Source organism: Streptomyces sp. DG1A-41 (genome assembly GCF_037055355.1).
In the GTDB taxonomy this organism is placed as follows: Bacteria; Actinomycetota; Actinomycetes; order Streptomycetales; family Streptomycetaceae; genus Streptomyces.
This window is the reverse complement of record NZ_CP146350.1, coordinates 2,770,801-2,794,496: the sequence shown is the minus strand read 5'-3', so window position 1 is coordinate 2,794,496 and position 23,696 is coordinate 2,770,801. Positions and strand designations below refer to the sequence as shown.

Sequence of the window (23,696 nt, the reverse complement as noted above, 5' to 3'; positions counted from 1 at the left end):
CACCGGACTGTCCACCGAACTCACGGGCCCACGGTCCCCCGGATCACCCCCAGCTCCACCAGATCCTGCGGCCGGACGCGGAGCTGGTCCGCCGTCGCCTCCACCTCGCGCGGCGGCCGCTTGAGGATGGCCGCCGCGAGCTCCGGCGCGATCACCGAGAAGTAACTGTCCGGGGTGGCCCAGGTGTTGCCGGGCGCGGCCAGCGCCAGCGCGCCGCCGGAGCCGCCCTCGCCGATCACCAGCGTCGTCACCGGGGTGCGGGCGCCCGCCACGGCCCCGAACAGGTCCGCGATCGCGGCGCCCGCGCCCTGCCGCTCCGCCTCCGCGTCGCTGGCGGCACCCGGGGTGTCCACGAGCGTCAGCACCGGGATGCCCAGCCGGTCCGCGAGACGGATCAGACGGGCGGCGGTGCGGTAGCCGGCGGGGCGGGTCGCGGTCCCGGTCTGCGCGGCGTACGCGACGGTACGGCCCTCGTGCGTGCCGAAGCCGCACAGCATGCCGTCCGGGTCCGTGCCGCCACAGCGGTCGCCGCTGATCGCGGCCCGGTCGGAGAAGTAGGCGTCCAAGTAGGCGGCGGCACGCGGGCGTCGGGGTGAGCGGGCGCGCCGGACGGCGTCCCAGCCGGTGGCGGGCAGGCCCGCGTCGTCGCCGAGTGGTTCGGGCGGCGGGGCGGGCGTGGTGGACGGGCACGTCAGCAGCCGCAGCCACCGGCCCAGCGTCTCGTGCAGCTCCTCCGGCCGTACGACCGCGTCCGCCGCCCCGGCCGCGAGCTGCGCCTCGGCGGTGTACGCCGCCGGGTCAGCGTTCGCCGGGCGCACCCGGGAGCCGGCGAAGCCGACCTGGGCCCCGGGCAGCGCGAGGACCACGTCGGCGCCCGCGCCCAGGGTGGCCCAGCCGCCCCCGGTGGTCGGATCGCGCAGCACGGCGATCTGCGCGAGCCCCGCCTCCCGGGTGAGCGCCGCCTGGCGGGCCACGCGCTGGAGTTGGGACAGGGCGAGCATGCCCTCCTGCATCCGGCTGCCGCCGGTGGCGACCAGCGGCACGACCGGGAGGCGGTGCTCACGGGCGTACGTGTACGCCGCCTCCAGCCGGTCGCCGGTGCGTTCTCCCAGGGAGCCGCCGAGGAAGCCGAACTCGAACGCGATCAGCACGGCCCGGGTGCCGCCGACGCGGGCGGTGCCGCAGACCACGGACTCCTGCTCGCCGGTGCGTTCGGCGGCACGGGCGCGGGCGGCGTCGTAGCCGGGCCAGGCGAGCGGGCCGTCCGGCTTGGACTCCTTTATGGGGATGGGCAGTTCGGCGAAGGTGGAGTCGTCGGCGAGGGCGTCGGCGACCGCGCGGGCGCAGAGGCGCTCAGCCGCGGGGAGACGCTCAGTCATGGGGCAGTGCCCGCTTCATGATCTTCCCCATGTCGTTGCGGGGCAGGGCGTCGAGGTGGTGGACGACCCGGGGGCGCTTGTGCGGGGCGAGACGCCGGGCCACGTGATCCGCCAACTCGTCGAGCGACGGCGGGGACCGGTGCTCCGCCGGGACGATCCACGCCACGATCCGCTCGCCCAGGTCGGCGTCCGGCTCCCCTGTGACGGCGGCCTCCCGCACTCCCGGGTGCTCCAGGAGCGCGTTCTCGATCTCACCCGCCCCGATCTTGTAACCGCCGCTCTTGATCAGGTCGGTGGCCTTGCGGCCGACGATCCGGACATAGCCGTCGGGGTCGCGCACCGCCATGTCGCCGGTGCGGAACCAGCCGTCGGCGGTGAAGGCGGCGGCGGTGGCGTCGGGCCGGTTCAGATACTCGGTGAACAGGTTCGGGCCGCGCACCTGGATCTCGCCGACGGTCTCACCGTCCCACGCGGTGACCTCCGAGCCGTCCTCCTCGACCAGCCGCAGCTCCACGCCCGGCAGCGGCACGCCGACCGTGCCCGGGCGGGCCTCGCCGTCGGCCCGGACACTGGTGTTCATCAGCGTCTCCGTCATGCCGTACCGCTCGATCACCCGCCGCCCGGTCGCGGTCGCGATGCGCCCGTGGTCGTGCACGGGCAGCGCGGCGGAACCGGACACCAGCAGCCGCGCCCCGGTCAGCGCCTTCACCAGCTCCGGGTCGCCGGTCACCGCCTCCGCGATTCGGTGGTACATCGTCGGCACGCCGAACAGCATGGTCGCCCCGGCGTTCAGCTCCCGGGCGACGCCCTGCGTCGTGAAACGGCCCAGGTGTCGCACCGAGCCGCCGCGCCGCAGTGGGCCGAGGGTGCCCAGGACCAGGCCGTGCACATGGAACAGCGGCAGTCCGTGGACCAGTACGTCGTCGCCGGTCCACTGCCACGCGTCGGCCAGCGCGTCCAGGGTCGAGGCGATCGCCCGGCGCGGGATGACGGCACCCTTGGGCGGGCCGGTGGTGCCGGAGGTGTAGACGATCAGGGCCGGGTCCTCGTCGTCGGCGTGGTCCTCGGGGAGCGGCCCGGTGCCGTGCACGTCGACGTCGAGGCGGGGCAGGTCCCTTACCGGGGCGGGGAGTTGGTCGTCCGGAGCGGTGAGCACCAGGTCGGGCGTGCTGTCGGACAGGATGTGCCCGAGCTCCTTCTCGCCCGACTTCGGGTTGAGCGGCACGGCGGGCACGCCGGCCAGCAGCGCGGCGACGACGGCGACGGCGGTCTCCATGGTGGGCGTCGCCCAGACGGCGACCCGCGTGGCCTCGCCGATGCGGCCTGTGAGTGCTCCGGCCGCGGCCGCGAGCTGCGCGTAGGTCAGGGAGCGCTCGCCGAACCGGAGGGCGGGCCGGTCGGCCGGGGTGTCGGTCAGGGCCGGGAAGAGGAAGGTCACGCGTCACATCTCCTTAGCTGTTGTCTGTCGGACCGGTCAGCGGCCGGCTATCCCCAGCCGGGGACGACCATCACCAGCCAGGCCGCCGCCGGTACGACCGCCACCACGATCCCTCCGTACACCATCAACTGCCGGAAGAAACGCTCGCGGTCGACGTCCGGGGCGGCGGCGAGGACCAGTGCGCCGTTCGTGGAGAACGGGCTCACGTCCACGACCGTCGCCGAAACGGCGAGTGCGGCGACCATGCCGATCGCGCCGATCTCGCCCCGTTCGAGGAACGGCACGGCCAGGGGGATCAGGGCGCCCATGATTCCCACGGAGGAGGCGAAGGCCGAGACGAGTGCGCCGATGTAGCAGAGCAGGACGGCGGCGAGCAGGGGGATGCCGATGTTTCCTACGCCCTCGCCTGCCCAGGTGATGGTGCCCATCTCGTCGAGAACGCCTACGTAGGTGAGGACGCCGCAGATGAGCAGGACTGTCGGCCAGGCGATGTGGCCTGTTGCCTTGCGGCTGTCTTCTGGCCACAGCGTGCTGAGGACCACTGCGAGGGTGATTGCGGTGAGGCCGGCGTCCAGGTCGAAGACGAGGACGGCGACTACCAGGGCCAGCAGGGAGGTGAGCGTGGTTGTGCGGGCCGGGGTGAGTCTGGTCGTTTCCGGGCTCAGCGTGCTGGTTGCCGAGGCCGGGTCGGTCCGCGGCCCGGCGGAGCGGGGTGCCGCTGCGCCCACCCGTGCCGCCCTAGCGGCACGACTGCCCGCAGCTCGGTCCCCCCGCAGTTTCAGACCCCCGCACACCACGAACACCACCCCCGCGATCACCAAGTTCGCGGCGAGGGACGACAGGAACAGGACCACCTCGTTGCCCGGCAGCTTCTCGCGTTCGACGATGCCGTTGACGATCGAGCCGTAGATGCTGATCGGGGAGAAGCCGCCGGCCTGGGCGCCGTGTACCACCATCGCGCCCATCAGCAGCGGGCTGATCCCGTACCGGGCGGCGAAGCTCAGCGCGATCGGGGCGACGATCGCCACCGCGGCCGGGCTGACCGCGCCGATCGCCGTGAGTGCGCCGGTCAGCGCGAACATCACCCAGGGGATGAGCGCCACGCGCCCCCGCACGAGCCGGACGGCGGCGTGCACCAGCCAGTCGGTGGTGCCGTTGGCGCGGGCGATCGCGAAGAGGTACGTGACGCCGACCAGGACGACGAACAGGTCGCCGGGGAAGCCGGCGAAGATGCCGTCCGCGTCGAGATCGGCGACGAGCCCGCCGACCCCGAAGGCGGCGGCGAAGGCGAGCGCGCCCATGTTGACGGAACGGGTGGTGGCGATGACGAACACCACGACGAGGACGAGGATCGAGATGAGTTCGGGGGACATACGGGCTCCCGTCTTTGGGCCCCGGAGCAGCTGGGAGCACCCAGGAGAGTGGCCGAGTGGCTGAGCCACTTGAGGTGCGTTGGCTGAACAGCGTGGGTGCGGCCCGGGTGTCCGTCAAGGGGTCGCGCGAGAATTGGTTCAGCCACTCGGCCACTGAGAAGCGCCGGTGCTACGCTCCCGGCGAGAGGGGGACCCCGTGACCGACGCCCTGCGCCCCATGACGAAACAGCGCCTCTACGAACAGGTGCTGGAGCGGCTGCGCCAGTACGTCGCCGAGGGCGGCCTGCGCGCCGGCGACCGGCTGCCGCCCGAGCGTGATCTGGCCCAGCGGCTCGGGGTGAGCCGGGCCTCGGTGAAGCAGGCGATCGTGGTGCTGGAGGTCCAGGGCCTGGTGGAGGCCCGGCACGGCGGGGGCACCTACCTCGTGCGGGACAGCCTCGACACCGAGCCGGTCGAGCGGATGGTGGAACGCCGCCGGCGCCTGCCCGACGTACTGGAGGCCCGGGAGGCGCTGGAGACGAAGCTCGCCGAACTGGCGGCGGAGCGGCGCTCGGAGGAGGACCTGGCCGCGATGCGCTCGGCGCTCGCGCACATGGCGGAGGAGATCGCCGCGGGCGGTCACGGCGTCGAGGGCGACCGGCTGTTCCACGCGGCCGTGACCGCGGCGGCCCACAGCGGTCTGCTCGCGGAGTTCATGCGCTCCATCGCCGAGCAGATCGCCGAGAGCCGCACCGAGTCCCTCCGCCAGCCCGGCCGCCCGTCCCGCTCCCTCTCCCAGCACCAGGCCATCCTCGACGCGATCGCCGCCCAGCAGCCCCGCCAGGCGGCCTCGGCCATGCGACGCCACGTCCGCACGGTGGCGAAGGTGCGGTTGCTGGACTGGGAGCCGGAGTCCTAGACCTGACTGCCCGTGCGCTCTCCCCTCTCCACCACGTCCGCCACCACACAGCTGACGTTGTCCGGCCCGCCGGCCTTGTTCGCCGCGCCGACCAGGGCCTGGATCGTCTCGTCGGGGGCGGCGGGGGAGGTGAGGAGTTCCCGGATCCGGGGCTCGGGGACGACGGCCGAAAGGCCGTCCGAGCACAGCAGATAGCGGTCGCCCGGGTGGGTGTCGTGCAGGCGGAGGTCCGGGATCGTCTGGGTGCCGTCGCCCGTCAGGGCCTTCAGGAGGAAGGAGCGCTGAGGGTGGGAGACGGCCTCCTCGGGCGTCAGGCGCCCCTCGTCGATCATGGACTGGACGACCGTGTGGTCGTGGGTGATGAGGAACAGTTCGCCGTCGCGCAGCAGATAGGCGCGGGAGTCGCCGATGTGCACGAGGGCCAGCCGCGAGCCCGTCCACAGCAGGGCGGTCAGGGTCGTGCCGACGTCGTCGGCGCCGTCGGCCACGTCGCGGACGGCCTGGGCCGCGCCCCGTACCGCGTCCTCCAGCAGGTTGAGGACCCCGCCGGCCGGGATCTCGTCCGTGTCCAGGAAGCGCAGTGCCTCCACGGCGGCGCTGCTCGCGGGTGCGCCCGCCGGTCCGAAGCCGTCGGCGACGGCGAGCAGTCGGGTGCCCGCGTAGGCCGTGTCCTGGTTGGCGGGACGGACGCGACCGGTCTCCGAGTGGGCTGAGTAACGCAGTTCCAGCATGGCGGTGTCCTTTCCGGACTCATCCGAGTCCGCTGTCAGGTGATCGACCAGGAACGCGGCGAGGTCCCGCCGTACCGCCGTCGCCGCCTCGACACGCGCCCAGTAGGCGCGGATCTCCCGGGCGGCGGCCGTGGAGTCGCGGTCGTGGAGCCGGCACACCTCGCGGATCTCGGCCAGCGGCATGCCCAGCCGCCGCAGCCACGCCACCAGCCGGGCCCGCTCCAGCTGCCCGACCGCGTAGTACCGGTATCCGGTGTCCGGATCCACCAGGGCGGGCCGCAGCAGGCCCAGCTCGTCGTACAGGCGCAGTGCCTTCGGCGAGAGCCGGCACGCCTTCGCGAACGCGCCGATCGTCAGGGTGCCCACGCGATCCCCGCGCGATATGTCCATGCGATCTCCCTGCGCTCCGCGCGTTCCTCGCGCTTCCTGGTTCCGCCACCGATGCTGGGGCTTCACCGAAGGTGAAGGTCAACCAGGGTGTCGCGATTCCGGGCGGGATTGTTAGCCTGCGCCGGAATCGATCGTTCGTCCGAGGATGGAGTCCCCGTGGCCGGCACCCCGCGTATAGCGCTCGTCACCTACGACCCCGGTGGCGTCGAGAGCAGGGACCGGGACCTGCCGGTGCTGGTGGACGCGCTGCGGGAGGCCGGGGCCGAGGCCGCCGCCGTCCACTGGGACGACCCGTCGGCCGACTGGGCCGGCTTCGATCTGGCCCTCATACGCTCCACCTGGGACTACAGCTGGCGGGCCGAGGAGTTCGCGGCGTGGGCCGAGCGGTGCGGGAAGGCGACGCGGCTGGCCAACCCGGTGGACGTCGTGCGGTGGAACGCCGACAAGAGGTATCTGGGCCGGCTCGCGGAGGCCGGCGTGCCCGCCGTGCCGACCCGCTACTTCGCGCCCGGCGACCCCGTCGAGCTGCCCGCCGACCGCGAGTACGTCGTGAAGCCCACCTCAGGGGCAGGGGCCCGGTACGCCGCCCGCTACCCGGCCGGGGAGCGGGCCGCCGCCGTACGCCAGGTCGAGAGGATGCACGCCGAGGGCTTCACCGTGATGGTGCAGCCGTACCTCACCGGCATCGACACGCACGGCGAGCGGGCCCTGCAGTTCTTCGGCGGACGCCTGCTGCACGCCATCCGCAAGGGCGCGGTCCTCGCGCCGGGCACACCGTACGACGCCGACAAGGTCGCCCACCCCGACCCCCGGCCCTGGGAGCCGACCGCCGCCGAACGGGACGTGGCCGAGCGGGCACTGGCCGCCGTACCCGGTCAGCCGGAGCTGCTGTACGCGCGCGTGGACCTCGTCACCGGGCCGGGCGGGGAGCCGTGCGTGATGGAACTGGAGCTGATCGAGCCGAACCTGTTCCTGTGGCTGCACCCGGACTCCGTGCCGAGGGTGGTCGAGGAGGTTCTGGCCGCCGCCGGCTGATCACGGCCGATCGCAGCCGGCCGACAAGACCCAGGGCCACGCATCCGGACGGACCACTGGCGTCCCTCAGCCCTGACGGCCGGTGACGGACACCCGCTGCAACAGCCCCCAGGTGAACTCCGCGACGACCTCCCACCGCACCCCCTGCGTGTCCGGCGCGGTGAACGCCAGTCCCCAGCGGGTCGGGGCCGAGCCCTCCAGGGGACGGGCGGGGGCGAAGGCGCGGGCCGCCTCGTCGACCGTGCAGGACCAGGGCGTGAGGTCGTCGAGCGTGCGCAGGCCGGGCCCCTCGGTGCCCGGGGCGCGGACCAGCCACTCGTTCCACACCGCGCCGTTCGGGGCGGTCAGGACCTCGAAGCGCAGGCCGGGCCAGAGGGGGACGGGCCAGAGCCACGCCTCGCAGTCCAGGTCGCCGATCCGGCGGGCGGACCGGGACTCGGGTTCGCCCAGCACCGAGCGATACCGGGAGAGGGACGCCCGGGAACGCGGGGAGCGGACCATCGCCTGCCAGCGCTTGTTGGCCTCGCGCATGTCCGCGAGGGATACCCCCAGCTCGTGCCGGGCGTCCTCCACCAGACCGGAATTGTGGTCGGCCATGCGGCGCAGCAGCACCAGCTGGAAGTCGAGCGGTGTGAAGGGGCTAGCGGGGCGCTTTCCGGAGGACATGGGAACCATCGTCGCCCACCGGGGCCGTGCCCGGACGGCGGCCGTCGGGCAGGAACAGCACCGAGTTGACGTAGCGCGGGCCCCGCAGGACGTTGTACGGCAGGACGCGGCGCAGCAAACCGTGGGAGACCACGTAGGAGGCATCCGCCTGGTGGGCCTCCAGGGGGAACTTCGCCAGCGGGACCCACCTGTCGCCGGGCAGGACCCAGCCGTCGTAGCCCAGCAGGGACAGGTACGTCACCACCGGGGTGATCGGCTGGATACGGGACTCCAGCTCCACGAACAGGGCCGGGCGGTCGCGGGCCAGCAGGCCCGTCGCGCCCCGCAGGACCGCCGGCTCGTTGCCGTCCACGTCGATCTTGATGAAGCCCACGTTCCGCAGGCCCAGCTCGTCCAGCGTGACGCACGGGACGTCCAGCGCCCGGCCGTGGATGTCACGCCGTACCAGCGACGAAACGCCCCGGTCGCCGGAGTCGTCCGACGGCAGCCACAGGCGGGCGATGCCCGGGCGGTCCGAGGCCGCCGCGCGGATGACCCGTACGTTCGGCGGTGTGGCGGCGGCCAGCCGGCGGGCCAGATGGGGCACCGGTTCGATCGTCACGACGTGCTCGGCCAGGCCGGACAGCCGGTGTGTCCAGGGCCCGTACCAGCCGCCGACGTCCACCGCCGTACCGCAGTCCGGCGGGCACAGCTCGGCGAGCCGGGCCAGCTCCGGTTCGAACCGGGGGTAGAGCGCGCGGGCCGTCGCGGCCACCAGGCGGGTGGGAAGGAAGGGAGCGAGGCGGGCGGCCAGGGTGGTCATGGGGCCATCCTCTGGAGAATTTCCTCGTGCTCGTCGTCCGGGACCTGCTCACCCGAGGACGGCAGCAACTGCGGAATGCCGTCGACGATCGGATAGCGGCGGCGCAGCCGCGGGTTGTACAGCGCCTCCTGCCCGGCCTCCTCGGCCAGCAGATGCAGCGGGCCCTTGTCGAGCGGGCACGCCAGGATCTTCAGCAACGGGTCGTCGGGTTTCATGGGGAGGCCAACTCCTTGGCTGGTGTGGGGGGTTGGGCAGTGGGGTCGTGCTTCGGCATGGTCAGCAGCACGGCGACCGCCAGGGCCGTGCCCGCCACCCGCAATGCGAGCCGCAGCGGTTCGTCCGGCAGGGCCTCGCCGAACGACAGTGTGCCGAGCACCGCGGTGAACAGGGACGTCACGGTCGTGCACACCGGCACGATCAGCGAGGCCCGGCAGCGCTGGAGCGCCGCCTGCGACATCACCAGGCCGAACACACCGGTGAACAGCAGCAGATACGGATACGGGGAGCTCAGCAGGTCCAGCACCGCACCGCCGATCCCGCTGGTCGTCAGATGGCTGGAGACGCCCTTGATGGCCAGCGAACTGACGCCGTACAGCAATCCCACGGCCACGCCGTACTCGACTCCGGTCGTCGGCCGCCGGTGCCGGTTGCGGGCCCGCCGCTCGGCGGAGCCGTACAGCCACAGCCCGGCCGCCAGCGACGGCACGCACACCAGCAGGATCAACGGGTACGGCGCGTCCTGGCTGACGGTGTCCGAGCCCTCGCGCAGCGACAGCACCACCATCAGCAGCGCGAGCAGGATCGCACCCAGCGCGTACCGCTCCCGGCCGCTCGTCTCCTCCCCGAGCAGCCGGGCCGACAGCAGCACGAGCAGCACCAGGCCGGAGACGAAGATGCCCTGCGCGGCGGCGATCGGGAGGGTGCGGTAGACGACGAGCTGGGCGGCGAAACCGGCGGCGAGGGCGAGAGAGCCGCCGATCCACAGGGGGCTGCCGAGGACGAGGCGCAACAGCCGGGCCGGCTGCCGGATCGTCACCTCGGGCAGCGAGGTGAGCGCCCGTTTCTCCAGCACGAAGCCCAGGCTGTACAGGGTGTTCGCCAGCAGGGCCGCGGCCACTCCCCACCACATGGGCTACGTCCTCCTGGCGTGCAGCAGCAGGATCGACGCCAGCTGCGGCCGGGCACAGGCCAGCCGGTCCAGCGGCCGCAGCGGGCGCGGTACGCCGTGGAAGGGAGCGCCTGCGAGCCGTACGACCGTGAACCCGGACGCGGCGACGAACTCCCGCAGCGCGCGGGGTGTGTAGAGGCGCAGATGTCCTACGACCTCCTTGCCCGGGCGGCCGTGGATGCCGCGCAGGCTGACCTCCGAGAAGACCGGCTGGACCCCGGCGAGCAGCAGAGCGCGGTTGTACCAGGCGGCCAGGTTCGGCGTGGACAGCATCAGATGGCCTCCGGGGCGCAGCACCCGGCGGATCTCGTCCAGGGCGGCGTCCGGATCGACGAGGTGCTCGATCACCTCGCTGAACAGCACGGCGTCGGCCGACTCGGAGGCGAACGGCAGCCCGCCGTCGGTGAGTTCGCCCCGGACCGCGTACGGGATACGGGTGCGGGCACGCCTCAGGGCGTCCTGGGACCAGTCGACGCCGACGACGCGGTGGCCGGGGAGGTAGGGCGCGGCGACGGCCGCGGCGGTGCCGTCCCCGCAGCCGATGTCGAGGACGGTTCGTGCGTGACCCGTGGCGGCCCGGCCGAGGGCCGCGGCCAGCATGCGGGCCTGGCGGCGGCTGCGTGGGGTGCCGGAGGCGACGGGGACGGCCGGGTTCTCGTAGAAGTCACGCAGTTCGGGGGGCCGGGCGGGGGCGCTCGTCACGCGCTCACCTCCGTGGTGTGCAGATAGTGCTCGAACAGGTCGCGGAGATGGGCGCCGTCGCCGTGGCTGAGCAGGGCCCGGGACCAGCGCAGGGCCAGGTGGAGGCGGCCGGCGGTGGAGGCGGTGGTCACGGTGAGGCCGCGCGGCATCCGGGCCGGCGCCGAGAACCAGACCGCGTGCGCGCGGCCCGTCTCCTCGCCGAAGTCCAGGGGGTACGGGATACGGCCGATGTTGCTGAGCAGGGTCGTCGACGTCCAGGGCGCGGCGGCCCGGCGCAGGGCGCGGGTGAGAGCGGCGCGAGCGGCGACGGGGGCCCAGGGGGCGGTGAGGAGGGCGGCGCCGTGGCCCAGTTGGGGGCGGGGCATGGACTTCAGGGCGCGGGTCCGCTCGGCGGTCCGGCGGAGCAGGGTGGGCATGTCGCCGACGTCCAGCTCTTCTGGAGCGAAGGGGACTTCCACCAGGCGGGTGCCGTTGCCGATGGGCATCGTGGTGTCGCGGGGGCGGTCGTCGACGGGCATGGTGATGCGGAGGGGGCGTGGGCGGGCGCCGTGCTCTCTGTTCCAGTGGGCGATGGTCAGGGCCGTGGTGACCATGAGCTGGTCGTTGACGGTGTAGGGCGATCCCTTGGGGCGGTGGGGGAGGGGCAGCTCGGTGACGAGCATGCCGTTGCCGGGGGAGGGGTCGGGGGTGCCGGGCGCTACCCGCGCAGGGCGGGACCAGGTGGTCGGGGTGTCCGGGGCTTCTTGGAGGGCTTGGGGAGTACGGGTGGGGGGTGCGGCGGGGGAGTTGTCGCTGCCTCCGTACAACTCGGCCGCGGTGGCGAGGATGCGGAGGCAGGCCGGGCCGTCGAGGGCGGTGTGGTTGATGGTGAGGAAGAGGACTGTGCCTGCGGCACGACTGCCCGCGGCTGGGTCTGTCTCCACCACCTCCAGACGTATCGGCGGCGACATCGACAGCTGTGGCGCCTCCGTCAGGGCCCGGGTCCGGGCGTCCTCCAGCGCCCGCGGCCCCGCCGGGGCGAAGGCCACCACCTCCACATCGGGCTCCGGCGTCAGCTCCCACTCGTAGCGGCGCCGGTACCACGGCCCCCGTGCCTCCCGCATCAGGATCCGCGGGTGCCGGTGCAGGGCCTCCGTGAACGCCTTGCGCAGGCGGGTCTGGTCGACGGGGCCGGGGAGGTGGACCTCGATGTGGACCGTTTCCGGTTCCTGTTCGCGGAGGCAGTGCCGGGACACCTCGTCCACCACCGGGAACGGGATGCGTACCGGTGTCGTCATGCGGGCTCGCCCTTCCCCGATTCGCGCAGACTCACCAGACCCGCGAACAGGCCGATCAGCGCCAGCAGCTGGGCCGTACGGCTGAACGCGCCCTCGCCCGTGCCCACCGGCTCCCCGGCCCCGATCGCGGCGGCGACCCCCGCTGCCGCCAGCGCCGTGAACGCGATCGGCACCAGCAGCGCGTGCCGTCTGGCCGCGAGCAACGCCAGCGCCGGGACCAGCAGCGCGAGCCAGCCCGCGATCACCGCCCCGACCAGCGTCAGCGCCACCGTGCCGAGCCACAGGCCGGGCAGCGGCGGGGCCGGTTGAGGTGCGTCGGGGTTGGGGGCGTTGCGGCGCCAGAGCGCCAGGCCCAGCAGCACCGCGATGCCGGCGCCGCTGCCGATCAGTCCGGCGTCGTACGTGGTGGCCGGTTCGTAGGACAGCTTGACCGTGCCGCCCGCCCCGGCCGGGATCCGCCAGCCCTGCTGCCAGCCGTCCAGCCGCAGCGGGGCGAGTTCCCTGCCGTCGAGGGTGGCCTTCCAGCCGTCGTTGTAGTTCTCGTACGTCGTCAGGTACGAGGCCGCGCCCGAGCCGACCGCCACCTCGCGCCGGTCGCCCAGCCAGTCCCTCACCCGCAGCTCACGCCCGGCCACGGCGGCCTCCGGGACCGTCCCGCGGGTGAGGGTGACGTCCGTCAGCGCGAGGGGGCCGGCGTCGCCGCCCTCCAGCCGGTGGTCGCCCGAGGACAGCTGTACCTCGGCGTCGCCCCGGCCCTCCTGGCAGAGCGTCACCTCCACGCCCCGCCGCTCCACCAGGTCACGCACGGTGCCCTTCGCGCTCGTCTGGTACAGCTCGCCGTCGAGCGCCACGTCGGGGCCCTTGCCGCACGGCAGGGAGAACGTCCGGGTGCCGTCCGGCTGCGGGGTTCGGTACTGGTCGAGGGAGGGGATGTACGCCTCCGTGAGGCCCACGGGAAGCCGCAGGTCCTCGTCGGCGACCGGGTTGTGCAGGGTCAGCGGGGCGGTCTCGGTGATCGTGATGTCGAGCCGGTCCGTGGTGATCGGCGGGAAGCGGACCCAGCCGTTCTCGTCGACGCCGGCGATCGTCGCGCCGTCCGGGGAGCTGATGTGCACCTGGGTGGCGCGGGTGGACAGGCCGCCCGCGGGGGCCAGGACCAGTTCGCCGACCGGCTGCTTGCCCTCCCAGCTCAGGTGGATCGTGGGCCGGTCGCCCGCGATCCACGCCGTCGTCAGGTCGCCGTCGGTGAGGTTGCGGGCAGCGAGGCCCGCGCCGAGGCTCGCCGTGGAGTCGGCGGTGGCGACGATCCGGGACTGCTGCTCGGGCGCGACCTCGTACAGCAGCCGGTCGAATTCCTCGCCCGGCACGGGAACCGCGCTCGCCGTCACCTCGTACGTCCCGGCGGCCGGTGTCGTGAAACGGCGGTGCAGTCCGGCCTCGGTGCCGGTCGGGGACAGGCCGGTCGGGTCGGAGGCCCGGTGCAGGGAGACGACCGTGGCGTCCGATGTCGCGTCGTCCGCGTCCGTCGGGAGCCGCAGCAGCCGCGTCACCTGCACGTCCGGCAGGTCGATCTCGGAGAAGCCCGCGCCGGTGAGCCCGGCCCGGCGCTCCACCGAGTCCACGATCGTCAGCTTCATCCAGCGCGTGCCGCCTTCGGGCGCCTTGATGCTCTGCGCCATGCCGTTCGGCCGGAGGAAGCTCGTCCGCTCGCCCTTCTCCGTCTCCACCCGCACCTTCGTCGCCGCCGCCCGCACGCTCTCCTGCGGCAGCGGCGTGACCTTGAAGGAGGACGGCATGTCGTAGGAGCCGGTGAAGCCGATGCGCAGCCACTGCCCGTCCGGCGTGTCCGGCGAGCCCTCCGCCCACGCGGTGTCCGGGTTGCCGTCGAAGGCGTTCACCGGGTCGTACTGCGGCAGATGGAAGAGCCAGTTGCCGTACGAGGAGGCCGTCACCGAGCGGGCGCCGCGCAGTTCGGCCACCGTCTGGTGGTCCGTGCCCTCGGTCGGCAGGATCTGGCGCGGCTTCTCGCCCGGGTCCTGCTGCGCGTCGGGGGCGTTGCGCTCGTCGCGCGTGTACGTGTACGACGTACCGGCGTTGACCACGCCGAACCGGGTGTCGGCGCGCCGCATCCCGTCGCCCACCACCTGCACCGCCGGGGTGCCGAGCCCCGGGTGGTTGTCGCCGGTCAGGACGGTCGCCCGCCCGCGCAGTCGCGAGGCCAGCGGCAGCAGCGCCTCCGGGCCGCCGGACACCACGGCCGTGTCGGAGACCGGCATGAGTCCCGCCTGCCCGGGCCGGATCACCTCGTCCCCGGCCGGACGGTAGATCTCCACCGCCCGCTGCCGCGGGTACAGTCCCTCGACCTGGAGCGGGGCGGCGTGTGCGATCCGGCCGCCGGTCATCACCGGCCCCAGCCCCGTCACCCGCTCGTACCCCGACTGTTCGAGGGTGCGCTTGACGGTCGCGGTCGGCACATAGCCGATCTGGTCCGGGTCGAGATCATTGCGTACGACGACGTAGTACAGCCCGGCCCGGCTCAAGTAGTCGGCGAGACCTGGGACTTCGGCACCGGACATCAGCGCCTGCTCGACGGCGTCCATGGCGCGCCGGTTGCCGGGCGTGCCGAACGGGACGTAGTCGCGCTGGGCCCACCGCGACTCGGCGAGCACGTCGAGCGGCTGGTCGATGGGCGAGCCCCAGGTGTAGATGCCGTGCGCGGTGGCCGGGACGACCAGGGCGCGCGAGTCGGGCGAGTACTTCTCCAGCCAGTCGGCCGTGGCCTGCCAGTAGGCGGGGAGCTTCTGGAAGGAACCCGGGTTGAGGATCGAGCCGTTGAGGTACGGCCACAGCAGACCCGGCAGGATCAGCACCGCCGCGACCAGCGGGGCGAAGCGCCGGCCGCGCACCGGGCGGGCCCCGCGCGGCTCGGCGGCCACACCCACCAGATGGGCCAGGCCCAGCACGAACGCCAGCGCCAGGCCCGTCTGGAACTTGTAGATGTTCCGGAACGGCGACAGCCAGCCGTCCAGCCAGCCCTGCACGACCCCGTGGAACGGCGCCCCGAACGCCCCGCCGTACCCGGCGAGCAGGACCAGCGCCGCGATGAGCACCGTCAGTACGAGCCACCGCCGCTCGGGCATGTCCCGGCGGGCGAGCCCGGCCAGACCGAGCCCGGCTGCCAGGGCCGAGCACACGATCACGACGACGGAGGAGGCCACGGCCCACCCCGCGGGCAGCCACGCCTCACCGAAGTGCAGATAGGCGACCCAGTTCCCGGCGCCGCGCAGCGCCTCGGTCGCCGACATGGTGTCCGTCGTCGTCTGCGACGTCTCTATATAGGGGAGGAAGTTCTCGCCGTAGACCCCGAGCAGCAGCAGCGGCACCCACCACCAGGCCGTCACGACGATCACGGCCGTAGCCCACCAGGCGATCAGCTTGCGCTGCCGTGGCCCGGGCGGCCGGGACAGCAGATACAGCCCGACCGGCAGCAGGGACGCCAGCGTCGCCGAGGCGTTCACGCCGCCCATGAACGGCACGAGCAGCGCCGACCGCAGAGCCGCGACCCGGGCGGCGTACCGCTCGCTCGTCAGCGGCAGCAGCACCCACGGCAGGAACGCGCCGGGCAGTGCGGCGGCGGACGTCGACCCGATCACGGTGGTGAACACCGGCCACAGCGCATACGCCACGGCCCCCAGCAGCCGGGAGGCACCGCTTCCCACTCGCAGCCGCTCGGCCAGCCGCAGCGCACCCCAGAAGGCGACGGACACGATCAGCGACAACCACAGCCGCTCCGCCAGCCACACCGGCAGTTGTACGAGGTCGCACAGCCAGTAGAACGGCAGCATCGGCCACAGATAGCCGACGTACTGGTCCTGGATCCCACCGAACCCGGCCCGGTCGTGCCACAACTGCCCCAGGTCGGCGAGGAACTGACCCGGGTCCACCGTCACACCGAGCTTGGTGTCGAAGGTCTGCCGTCCCGGCTGCACCGCCAGGAACAACACGAACACCACGGCCCAGAAACCCAGCAGCCAGCGCCGCGACCGCGGGCCCTCGGGCGGACCCGCCGCGGTCGCGGTGGTGGGGACGGCTGCCGGTGGAGGAGCCTGGACCGTGGTTGTCATCTGGATTCCTCCGTGGATACCCCCGTCTGCAGGCGGGGGAGGAAACGGATTCCTGCGGAGCAGGGCAGGGGAAGCTGATTCGCCGTCCGGGCGGACCGGCATTCGTCACTGACAGTCACAGTATGGTGACGAGCTGTGATGCGTGAGTCATGGCCACTCACGTGAAGCGGGCCTTCAGGTACCGCTTCTATCCGACCGATGTGCAGGCAGCTGAGCTTTCGCGCACCTTCGGACGCGTGCGCGAGGTCTACGACATGGCGCTCGCCGCCCGCACCGAGGCGTGGACGCGGCAGGAGCGGGTCAACTACAACCAGACCTCGGCCATGCTGACTGCGTGGAAGAAGGCCGAGGAACTGGCCTACCTGGATGAAGTGTCCTGCGTTCCGCTGCAGCAGGCGCTGCGGGACATCGTCTGGTCCCGTCCCCTGCCCGAGGGGGCCGTGCCGAGCACGGTGACCGTGAGCCGGGACAGCGCGGGGCGCTGGTTCGTCTCGCTGCTGTGCGAGGACCCACGGGTGAAGATTCATGCCCGGATCGCCGATCGCAGGCGGGATGTGCCGCACAAGCTGACCACTCGACTCGTGCGTGAGAACCAAACGCTCGTGATCGAGGACCTGACCGTGCGCACCGTGGTCACCAACCGGAGTCTGGCCCGCGCCATCTGCGATGCCGCGTGGTCGCAGTTCCGGAGCATGCTGGAGTACAAGGCGGGCTGGTACGGGAGGGAAGTGATCGCGATGGACCGGTTCTTCAGCCGTGGCACGGTCCATGACCGGGACGTGAACGCGGCGAACAGCCTTCTGGCCGCCGGGCTGGCGGTGTCTGTCTGTGGGGCTGGTGTAAGACCTCAACGGAGTACTCCGGGCGGGCAGTCGGCAATGAAGCAGAAGACCCCACGGCGCGAGCCGTAGGAATCCCCCTCGTGCACGAGGGGGAGGAAGTCAAGTAGGGCACCGCCGCAGGATGAGGAGGAGGTTCCAGGTGGCGAACTCGCGGATGCCGGGCGCCTTGACGACGGCCTCCGCCAGGAACGGCCAGTAGCGGGAGCGCGCCGAGACGACCGTGACGTCGTCCCGGGCACGCACCTGCCGCAGGGTGGATCCGATGTGCACCGTGAACAGGTTCTCGCCGAGCGTGTGCTTGGCGGGCCTGCCGGTCCGCCGCAGATAGCGGGCCCGGGCCCGCTCGGCACCGAAGTAGTGCCACGGGGCCCACTCGTGCCCGCCCCACGGCGACAGCCAGTTGGTGAACGACACGTAGATCAGCCCGCCGGGCCGCGTCACCCGGGCCAGCTCACTCAGGAAGGTCTCCGGGTCGGCCACGTGCTCCAGCACGTTGGAGGAGAACGCGACGTCCGCGACGCCGTCCCGCAGGGGCAGCAGGTATCCGTCGGCGACGACGGCGGAGTCGGGGGGTTTCTCGCCGAGTTCGGCCATGTCCGGCTCGAAGAGAAACGCGTGCGCTCCGCGTCGCCGGAACTCCTCGGTGAAGTAGCCGCTGCCGCCGCCGACGTCGACGACGGTACGTCCGGCGACGGGACCGTCGTAGGCCTCGACCTGATCGGCGGCGTCCCGGGCGAGCAGCGAGTAGCAGCTCTCGGGGTCGTCCTGTTCGTGGAGGAAGGCACGGAACAGGGCAAGAGATCTCCGCAAGGAGGGGTCGTTCCCATGGGGGCGCGGGTCACTGCGCTTGGGCGGTATCACGGGGCCCAGCCCCTCACCGCCTCCGCGGCCACCGCCCGAAACTGCCGCACAGTCCGGTCCCACCGGAACTGCGCCGCCCGCTCCCGAGCCGCCTTGCCCATCAACTCCCGCCGGCGCCCGGACAGGGCCAGCGCACACCACGCAGCGGCAAACGACGACTCACCACGGGCAAGAACCCCGGTCTCACCATCCACCACGGAGTCCTTGAGCCCCGGCACGTCGAAGGCCACGGTCGGCGTCTCCCGCGCCGCGGCCTCCGTCACGACCAGACCCCACCCCTCCACAGCGGAGGGATGCAGCAGCAACCAGGCCGCGCACAGCAGTCGATGCTTCTCCGCCTCCGAGACGTATCCGGTGAACTCCACACCCGGACCGGCGAGTTGCTCCAGTCTCGCTCGCTCGGGGCCGTCCCCGACGATGACCAGCCGCCCGCCGGTGACGGGCCGCACCCGCTCCCACAACCGCAGCAGCAGATCGATCCGCTTGTACTCGACAAGCCGGCCGATGGCGACGAACAACGGCTCGGGGGAGCGCTCGGCCCGCGGCCCCGGCTCCTCGACGCCGTTGTGCACGACCCGGATCCGGTCCCGCTCGACGCCGATCGCGCGCAGCGCGTGGGCGGTGGAGGAGGAGACCGCGACCAGCAGGCTCCGCTGCTGCGCCCCGGTCAGGGCCCAGTGCTCGAGTTTTCGGCCGATCCGCGCGGCCGGCGCCAGCGGCCCGCCGAAGCGCATCGTCCACAGGTCGGTATGGACGTGGTTGACCAGGCACAGCGTGGGTCCGGAGTGCCACAGCGGCGCCAGGTACGGCATGCCGTTGCACACCTCGACCAGCAGATCGCAGTCGCCGACCTGGCGGGCGAAGGCCGAGCGGGCGCGTAGGTAGTGCCCGTACGGGCCGCCCGCCGACACGACCCGGTAGTCCCGGAAGGCCGCAGGCCCCCCGCACAGCAGGGTCACCTGGTGGCCGAGCCGGGTCAGGCCGTCGGCGAGCTTGTCGACCAGCAGCTCGGAGCCGCCGGCGGACGGGTTGTCCAGATCGCGATGGGCGAGGAAGACGATCCGGCGCGGATGTGGGGGGAGCGCCGGAAGGGGCTGCTCCGCGCTGGGGGGCGCGGTGCGCAGCTGGGACGGTACGTGCTGGGGCATGGGTGCTCCAACTCGTCTCGGGGTGCGGAACTGGCGTGGGGGCGGGTCTGGCTCTGGGCGTCTGGCTGTGGGGGTCCTGAGCCCTTCCTGGGAGGGGAGTGTGGACGGGTTGTGCTGGGGTGGGGTTGGACAGTTTTCGCCCGGACGTCCGCCACGGCTACTCACCGGCGTGACAATTTCGGGCTTTGTTAGAGCTGACGTCACATCACATCGTGAGGGTGGGCTGGGGCGTACCGGATGTATCGGACGGAGTGGGCTGCTCCGGCTCCTTCCGCCCACGTGCCACCAGAACGCCCCCCACCGCCGCGAGCGCCACACCCGCCACACCGGCCCCGATCGGCAGCGTCGTGCCCACCAGGCGCAGTTGACCGCTGTCCCGCTTCGCCTGCCGCACGGCCTCCTTCTGCGTCTCGGTAGTGAACGAGATCTTCCGGCTGTCCAGCAACACCGCGGCGTCCTTCTTCCCGCCCGGCGCCCGCAGGGTCCGCTTCGGCCCGGTCTGCGCGTAGATCACCCGGCCGGTGGCCTGGTCGACGACCAGCTCGAAACCGTGGTTGGAGTACCACTCCTCGGCCAGTACCTGCGGCCGCTGCGGCTGGTCGACGAGGCTGCCGGGCACCATCCGCGTGCCGGTCCTGGTCGGCGGCACGGAGCCGGTGAACTTGTAGCCCGTGTAGCCCTGGACCTTCTCGGTGCCGCGGTAGCGCAGCACGACCGTGTCGCCGAGGGTGTTGTCCCACCACTGGTAGGAGCGTTTCTGCACGTCGAAGGGGAACTTCAGATACGCCTCGCCCTCGATGTAGGGCTTCTCCCCGCAGCAGTGCACGGGCCGGGTGGTCTTCCGGTCCATCACCCAGCGGTGCGGCGTGAAGTCCAGCGCGTCATGCGGGTCGGCGGCCGGCAGCGACTTGTCGGTGTCGACCGTGGTCGTCACGTCCCAGACGGCCTTGCCGCTGCGCTCGCTGTCCTCGACGTTGCCCCGCACCCGCTGGGTCACCGTGATCTTCCGGTCGGGCACCGTCTCGATCCGGTCAGTGTCGAAGACGCTTCCCCGGCCGGTGTAGACGGCGGTCGTGTCGATGTCGATCGGGTTCACCGCGGCACGCGGCTGCACGTACCAGGCGAGCAGGGGTGCCAGCACCAGCAGGAACGTGCCGAGACCCAGCAGGACCAGGGAAAAAGGAGAGGTAGTACGGCGCATCCGGGCACTCCAGGGGCTTGGGACGGCTCGACGTACGAGAGGGTCGGCACGGCGGCGAGAAGCGCGCGTGCGGCTGGGCCGGGAACCGTAGGCGGCTCTTGACGGGGTGTCAATGCTTGTCGAGACTGGGCGCGACAGGCAGGGACGGGGTGCCGGGGTGGGGCAACCTCCGGACGATCTCCGGACGAATCCGGACAGAGAGGCTGACCCTGCGATGTCGAGACTGCTCGCTGCCGCGCTGACCGTCGCGCTCGCCGCCGCCCTGGCCGTGGGCGCCGCGCTGGGCGTCGTCGCGCTGCTCGAAGCCACACCCGACCAGCCGAACACGCCACTGATCACGTACGAGCAGGCCGGGCAGGGGAGTTGACGGTGACGGCCACCCGCACCGGAACCGTCACCACGCGCTCGGCCTGGCACGACGTACCGCGCCTCCAGGTGCGCCGGTTCGCGGCGATCGCCATGGCCGAGGCGCCCGCGCTCGCCGAGGAGATCCTCCGCGAGATACAGCGCGAGTACCCGCATCTGCCCGTCGTCCTCGACGACTCCGGCGAGCCCATGGCCCTGGTCGGCATCCGCCGCGCCATCGAGGTCTTCGTGCAGCACCTCGAGCACTCGGAGGGCCGGCCCACCGTCCCGCCCGGTGTCTTCCAGGACTTCGGCCGCGGCGAGGGCCTCAACGGCCGCTCGCTCGACTCCCTCCAGGCCATCTACCGCATGGGCGTACGCCTGGCCTGGCGCCGCTTCGCCGACATCGGGCAGCGCGTGGAGATCCCGCCCCCGGCGATGTACGAACTCGTCGACGCGGGCTACGAGTACCTGGACGGACTGGTCGACCAGTCCGTGCGCGGCTACGCCGAGGCCGCGGCCCGCCAGGCCGGCGAGCGCCTGCGCCTCCAGCGCCGCCTGATGGAACTCCTGCTGACCGAGCACCACCGCGGCGACCCCACCGAGGCCTTCACCGAACGCGCCGCCCGGATCGGCTGGCCCCTGCCGGAGAAGGTCGCGGTCGGCGTCCTGCTGCGCCCCGCCCGGGAGGCCATGGCACCCGCCGTCGGCCAAGGTGTCCTGCTCGACATGGAGTACGAGCAGCCCCGCATGGTCGTGCCCGAGCCGGACGCGGCAGGCCGTCCCGAGCTCCTGCACCGGGCCCTGGCCGGCTGGTCCGGCGCGATCGGCCCGCCCGTCCCGCTCGCCGACGCGGCGAAGTCGCTGCGCTGGGCCGAGGCCGCCGTACGCCTCATGGAACGCGACCTGCTCCCCTCGGGCGAGGTCCTCTACTGCACCGAGCACACCGAGGCGCTGGTCCTCCTCCAGCCCGAGGAACTCATCGACGACCTGGCCCTGAGATGCCTGGCCCCCCTGACCCACTGCGGCCCCACCCACGGCCGCCGCCTCGCGGAAACCCTCCTGGCCTGGCTGGAAACCCGGGGCGGAGCGCCCGAGGTCGCGGCCCGGCTCGGCGTCCACCCCCAGACCGTCCGCTACCGCCTCCGCCAGATCCGCGAACTGTGGGGCGACGAGATCGACGACCCCGACCGGCGCTTCGAACTGGAACTGGTGCTGCGGGCGCAGCGGTTGCGGGGGGAGTTGGGGGTGGTGCGTCCGCGGCGGTGAGCCGGGCGGCGCACCCGGCGATGATCACAGCCGCCCTGCCGTCACACCGCGGCCCGCTCCTTCGTCGTGGCCCGCCCGGACGCCGGAGCGTCCAGATGGACCACCACCGAGGTGTGGAACCGGTGCACGGCCTCGTCGCGACGTGTCGCACAAGGGCACTGCAATGTGCACTGAACGTGTCTGTGGCGTGCTCTTGGGTTTCCGCCCGCCAGGCCTCTGCCCATTGCCCGGGCAAACGTCTATGGCTAGCCTGTGTTCGTCATGCCGATCGCCTGTTGATATCTCGAACGTTGATATCGCTGACACAGGCGCCTGAGACATATAGGGAGGGGGCCGGTCGTGGGACGCCTCGTACCAGCCGTGACCCGGGCTCTCGACATTCTCGAGCTCTTTCTCGACGGGGACGGGACGCTCTCCGCCCCCGACATCGTGCGCAAGCTCCAGCTGCCGCGCACCACCGTGCACGAGCTGGTGACCACGCTCGCCGCCCGGAAGTACATCGTCCCCGTGCCGGGCCAGCCCGGACGCTACCGGCTCGGCGTACGCCCGTACCAGCTCGGCGCCCGCTACGCCGAGCAGCTCGACCTCGCCGCCGAGGGGCAGCAGGTCGCCCGGTCCGTCGCCGAGACCTGCGACGAGACGGTGCACGTGGCGATCCTCGAGGACACGGACGTCATCTACATCGCCAAGGTCGACTCCACGCACGCCGTGCGGATGGTGTCGGCGGCCGGGCGCAGGCTGCCCGCCCACTGCACGTCCGTCGGCAAGATGCTGCTGGCCTCCCTTCCCGAGCACGAACTCGCCGCGCGGATCCCCGACGGCGCCGAGCTGGCCGCGATGACCCCCAACAGCATCACCGACCCGGCCGTCCTGCGCGAGACCCTGGCCGAGATCCGTGAGCGGGGCATCGCCGTGGAGAGCCGCGAGTCCAACCCGGACGTGAGCTGCGTGGCCGCCCCCGTCCGCGACCGCACCGGCCAGGTCGTCGCCGCCCTGTCGATCTCCGTGCCCATGATCCGCTTCAGCGAGGAGCGCCGCGCCGAGCTGGAGCAGCTCGCCGCGAAGGGCGCCGCCGAGCTGTCCGAGCACCTCGGCCACCGGAGCGTGGCATGACGACGACGCCGTACGAGGTCGCCGTACGGGCCGAGGCCGAGCTCGGCGAGGGGCCGACCTGGGACGCGGCGGCCGGCCGGCTCCTCTGGATCGACATCCTCGGCTGCCGGGTGCACACGTACGACCCGGCCACCGGGCGCCGCACGGTCCGCCGGACCGAACAGCACGTGGGTGCCGTCAAGCCGCGGGCCGACGGGGGGCTGGTGCTGAACCTGCGCGACGGGGTCGGCCTCCTCGACCCCGACGGCGACTCCCACGGAGGCTTTCGCTGGCTGCACCACGAGCCCGTGCCCGGCCGTCGCGCCAACGACGCCGCCGTCGCGCCGGACGGCTCGCTGTGGGCGGGCACGATGCGCTACGACGAGGCACCCGGGGGCGGCACGCTGTCCCGGATCACCGGTGACGGCGCGGTCGAGGTGGTCCTCGACGACGTGGCGGTGAGCAACGGCACGGGGTGGAGTCCCGACGGGCGGCTCATGTACTACATCGACTCTCCGACCCGGCGGGTCGACGTCTTCGACTACGCGGACGGGCGGCTGTCCGGGCGGCGGACCCTCGCCGAGGTCGAGGACGGCGCGGGGTTTCCCGACGGGCTGGCCGTGGATGCCGACGGTTGTGTGTGGGTGGCGCTGTGGCAAGGGGCGGCGGTGCGCAGGTATACGCCGGAGGGGCGGCTGGATCGGGTGATCGAGTTGCCGGTGTCGTTGGTGACGGCTTGTGCGTTCGGCGGGGCCGGGCTGAGTGATCTGTACATCACGACGGCTCGGACGGGGCTGAAGGAGCCGCCGGCGCTGGCGGGGTCGGTGTTCGTGGTGCCGGGGGCGGGCAAGGGGGCCGCCCAGCCCGCGTTCCAAGGCTGAGGTCCGCTGGTGGGGGTGGGGGTGCCACCCGGCGCTGCGGGGTGCCGCTGCGCCCACCCGTGCCGCCCCAAGCG

21 protein-coding genes are annotated in these 23,696 nt (G+C 72.6%); 7 read left to right on the top strand and 14 right to left on the bottom strand.

Annotated features, from left to right (window positions below; translation table 11 throughout):
* Positions 1-20: 20 nt before the first annotated feature.
* The 3 genes from V8690_RS13070 to V8690_RS13060 are packed head-to-tail and all read right to left on the bottom strand — an operon-like array spanning position 21 to position 4,190.
* Complete coding sequence (locus V8690_RS13070; protein WP_338778487.1) at positions 21-1,379, bottom strand: carboxyl transferase domain-containing protein; 1,359 nt, start codon at positions 1,377-1,379, stop codon at positions 21-23.
* Positions 1,372-2,817 carry an acyl-CoA synthetase gene (locus V8690_RS13065; RefSeq protein WP_338778485.1) on the bottom strand — a complete coding sequence of 482 codons (1,446 nt, stop codon included), beginning with the start codon at positions 2,815-2,817 and terminating at the stop codon, positions 1,372-1,374. The genes V8690_RS13070 and V8690_RS13065 overlap by 8 nt, the downstream gene beginning before the upstream one ends.
* A gap of 47 nt (positions 2,818-2,864) precedes the next feature.
* On the bottom strand, positions 2,865-4,190 hold the full coding sequence (locus tag V8690_RS13060; RefSeq protein ID WP_338778483.1) for an SLC13 family permease: 1,326 nt from the start codon (positions 4,188-4,190) through the stop codon (positions 2,865-2,867).
* Positions 4,191-4,386: 196 nt separating this feature from the next.
* Here V8690_RS13060 and V8690_RS13055 point away from each other — a divergent pair, with 196 nt between their 5' ends.
* Complete coding sequence (locus tag V8690_RS13055) at positions 4,387-5,088, top strand: FadR/GntR family transcriptional regulator (protein ID WP_338778481.1); 702 nt, start codon at positions 4,387-4,389, stop codon at positions 5,086-5,088.
* On the opposite strand, the gene V8690_RS13050 is transcribed toward V8690_RS13055, so the two are convergent.
* Positions 5,085-6,185: a MerR family transcriptional regulator gene (locus V8690_RS13050; protein WP_338785332.1), complete on the bottom strand. Its 1,101-nt coding sequence runs from the start codon at positions 6,183-6,185 to the stop codon at positions 5,085-5,087. The genes V8690_RS13055 and V8690_RS13050 overlap by 4 nt on opposite strands.
* Positions 6,186-6,365: 180 nt before the next feature.
* Here V8690_RS13050 and V8690_RS13045 point away from each other — a divergent pair, with 180 nt between their 5' ends.
* On the top strand, positions 6,366-7,244 hold the full coding sequence (locus tag V8690_RS13045; protein WP_338778479.1) for a hypothetical protein: 879 nt from the start codon (positions 6,366-6,368) through the stop codon (positions 7,242-7,244).
* Positions 7,245-7,310: 66 nt separating this feature from the next.
* Here the strand turns inward: V8690_RS13045 and V8690_RS13040 are convergent, their stop codons facing one another.
* From V8690_RS13040 to V8690_RS13010, 7 genes are read right to left on the bottom strand one after another with little or no spacing between them, the layout of a single operon-like run.
* Positions 7,311-7,919 (bottom strand): hypothetical protein, encoded by a 609-nt coding sequence (locus tag V8690_RS13040; RefSeq protein WP_338778478.1) that lies wholly within the window; start codon positions 7,917-7,919, stop codon positions 7,311-7,313.
* Positions 7,885-8,712 (bottom strand): FkbM family methyltransferase, encoded by an 828-nt coding sequence (locus V8690_RS13035; RefSeq protein ID WP_338778476.1) that lies wholly within the window; start codon positions 8,710-8,712, stop codon positions 7,885-7,887. The genes V8690_RS13040 and V8690_RS13035 overlap by 35 nt, the downstream gene beginning before the upstream one ends.
* Positions 8,709-8,927, bottom strand: a complete 219-nt coding sequence (locus tag V8690_RS13030) for a Trm112 family protein (protein ID WP_338778474.1) — start codon at positions 8,925-8,927, stop codon at positions 8,709-8,711. The genes V8690_RS13035 and V8690_RS13030 overlap by 4 nt, the downstream gene beginning before the upstream one ends.
* On the bottom strand, positions 8,924-9,829 hold the full coding sequence (locus V8690_RS13025; RefSeq protein ID WP_338785331.1) for a hypothetical protein: 906 nt from the start codon (positions 9,827-9,829) through the stop codon (positions 8,924-8,926). The genes V8690_RS13030 and V8690_RS13025 overlap by 4 nt, the downstream gene beginning before the upstream one ends.
* A 15-nt stretch (positions 9,830-9,844) precedes the next feature.
* Complete coding sequence (locus V8690_RS13020) at positions 9,845-10,582, bottom strand: class I SAM-dependent methyltransferase (protein ID WP_338778472.1); 738 nt, start codon at positions 10,580-10,582, stop codon at positions 9,845-9,847.
* Positions 10,579-11,859, bottom strand: a complete 1,281-nt coding sequence (locus V8690_RS13015; protein ID WP_338778470.1) for a condensation protein — start codon at positions 11,857-11,859, stop codon at positions 10,579-10,581. The genes V8690_RS13020 and V8690_RS13015 overlap by 4 nt, the downstream gene beginning before the upstream one ends.
* Entirely contained in the window at positions 11,856-15,983 is a 4,128-nt protein-coding gene (locus V8690_RS13010) for an alpha-(1->3)-arabinofuranosyltransferase (RefSeq protein ID WP_338778468.1), read from the bottom strand. The genes V8690_RS13015 and V8690_RS13010 overlap by 4 nt, the downstream gene beginning before the upstream one ends.
* Positions 15,984-16,132: 149 nt before the next feature.
* Here V8690_RS13010 and V8690_RS13005 point away from each other — a divergent pair, with 149 nt between their 5' ends.
* Positions 16,133-16,894 carry an IS200/IS605 family accessory protein TnpB-related protein gene (locus V8690_RS13005; RefSeq protein WP_338778466.1) on the top strand — a complete coding sequence of 254 codons (762 nt, stop codon included), beginning with the start codon at positions 16,133-16,135 and terminating at the stop codon, positions 16,892-16,894.
* 30 nt (positions 16,895-16,924) lie between these two features.
* Here the strand turns inward: V8690_RS13005 and V8690_RS13000 are convergent, their stop codons facing one another.
* The 3 genes from V8690_RS13000 to V8690_RS12990 all read right to left on the bottom strand — a co-directional run bounded on the left by V8690_RS13000 (position 16,925) and on the right by V8690_RS12990 (position 20,035).
* Positions 16,925-17,686: a class I SAM-dependent methyltransferase gene (locus tag V8690_RS13000; protein WP_338778464.1), complete on the bottom strand. Its 762-nt coding sequence runs from the start codon at positions 17,684-17,686 to the stop codon at positions 16,925-16,927.
* Positions 17,683-18,834 (bottom strand): glycosyltransferase family 4 protein, encoded by a 1,152-nt coding sequence (locus tag V8690_RS12995; RefSeq protein WP_338778462.1) that lies wholly within the window; start codon positions 18,832-18,834, stop codon positions 17,683-17,685. Before V8690_RS12995 ends, V8690_RS13000 begins: the two co-directional genes overlap by 4 nt.
* A 205-nt stretch (positions 18,835-19,039) precedes the next feature.
* Positions 19,040-20,035, bottom strand: coding sequence for a DUF3068 domain-containing protein (locus V8690_RS12990; RefSeq protein ID WP_338778460.1), 996 nt, complete (start codon positions 20,033-20,035; stop codon positions 19,040-19,042).
* Positions 20,036-20,249: 214 nt separating this feature from the next.
* Here V8690_RS12990 and V8690_RS12985 point away from each other — a divergent pair, with 214 nt between their 5' ends.
* The 4 genes from V8690_RS12985 (at position 20,250) to V8690_RS12970 (ending at position 23,622) form a co-directional block, all read left to right on the top strand.
* Entirely contained in the window at positions 20,250-20,402 is a 153-nt protein-coding gene (locus V8690_RS12985; protein WP_010042314.1) for a hypothetical protein, read from the top strand.
* A gap of 2 nt (positions 20,403-20,404) precedes the next feature.
* Positions 20,405-21,649, top strand: a complete 1,245-nt coding sequence (locus tag V8690_RS12980; RefSeq protein WP_338778453.1) for a helix-turn-helix domain-containing protein — start codon at positions 20,405-20,407, stop codon at positions 21,647-21,649.
* Between the two features lie 339 nt (positions 21,650-21,988).
* Positions 21,989-22,762, top strand: a complete 774-nt coding sequence (locus tag V8690_RS12975; RefSeq protein ID WP_338778452.1) for an IclR family transcriptional regulator — start codon at positions 21,989-21,991, stop codon at positions 22,760-22,762.
* Positions 22,759-23,622 carry an SMP-30/gluconolactonase/LRE family protein gene (locus V8690_RS12970; protein ID WP_338778450.1) on the top strand — a complete coding sequence of 288 codons (864 nt, stop codon included), beginning with the start codon at positions 22,759-22,761 and terminating at the stop codon, positions 23,620-23,622. Before V8690_RS12975 ends, V8690_RS12970 begins: the two co-directional genes overlap by 4 nt.
* The last annotated feature ends 74 nt before the right edge of the window (positions 23,623-23,696 follow it).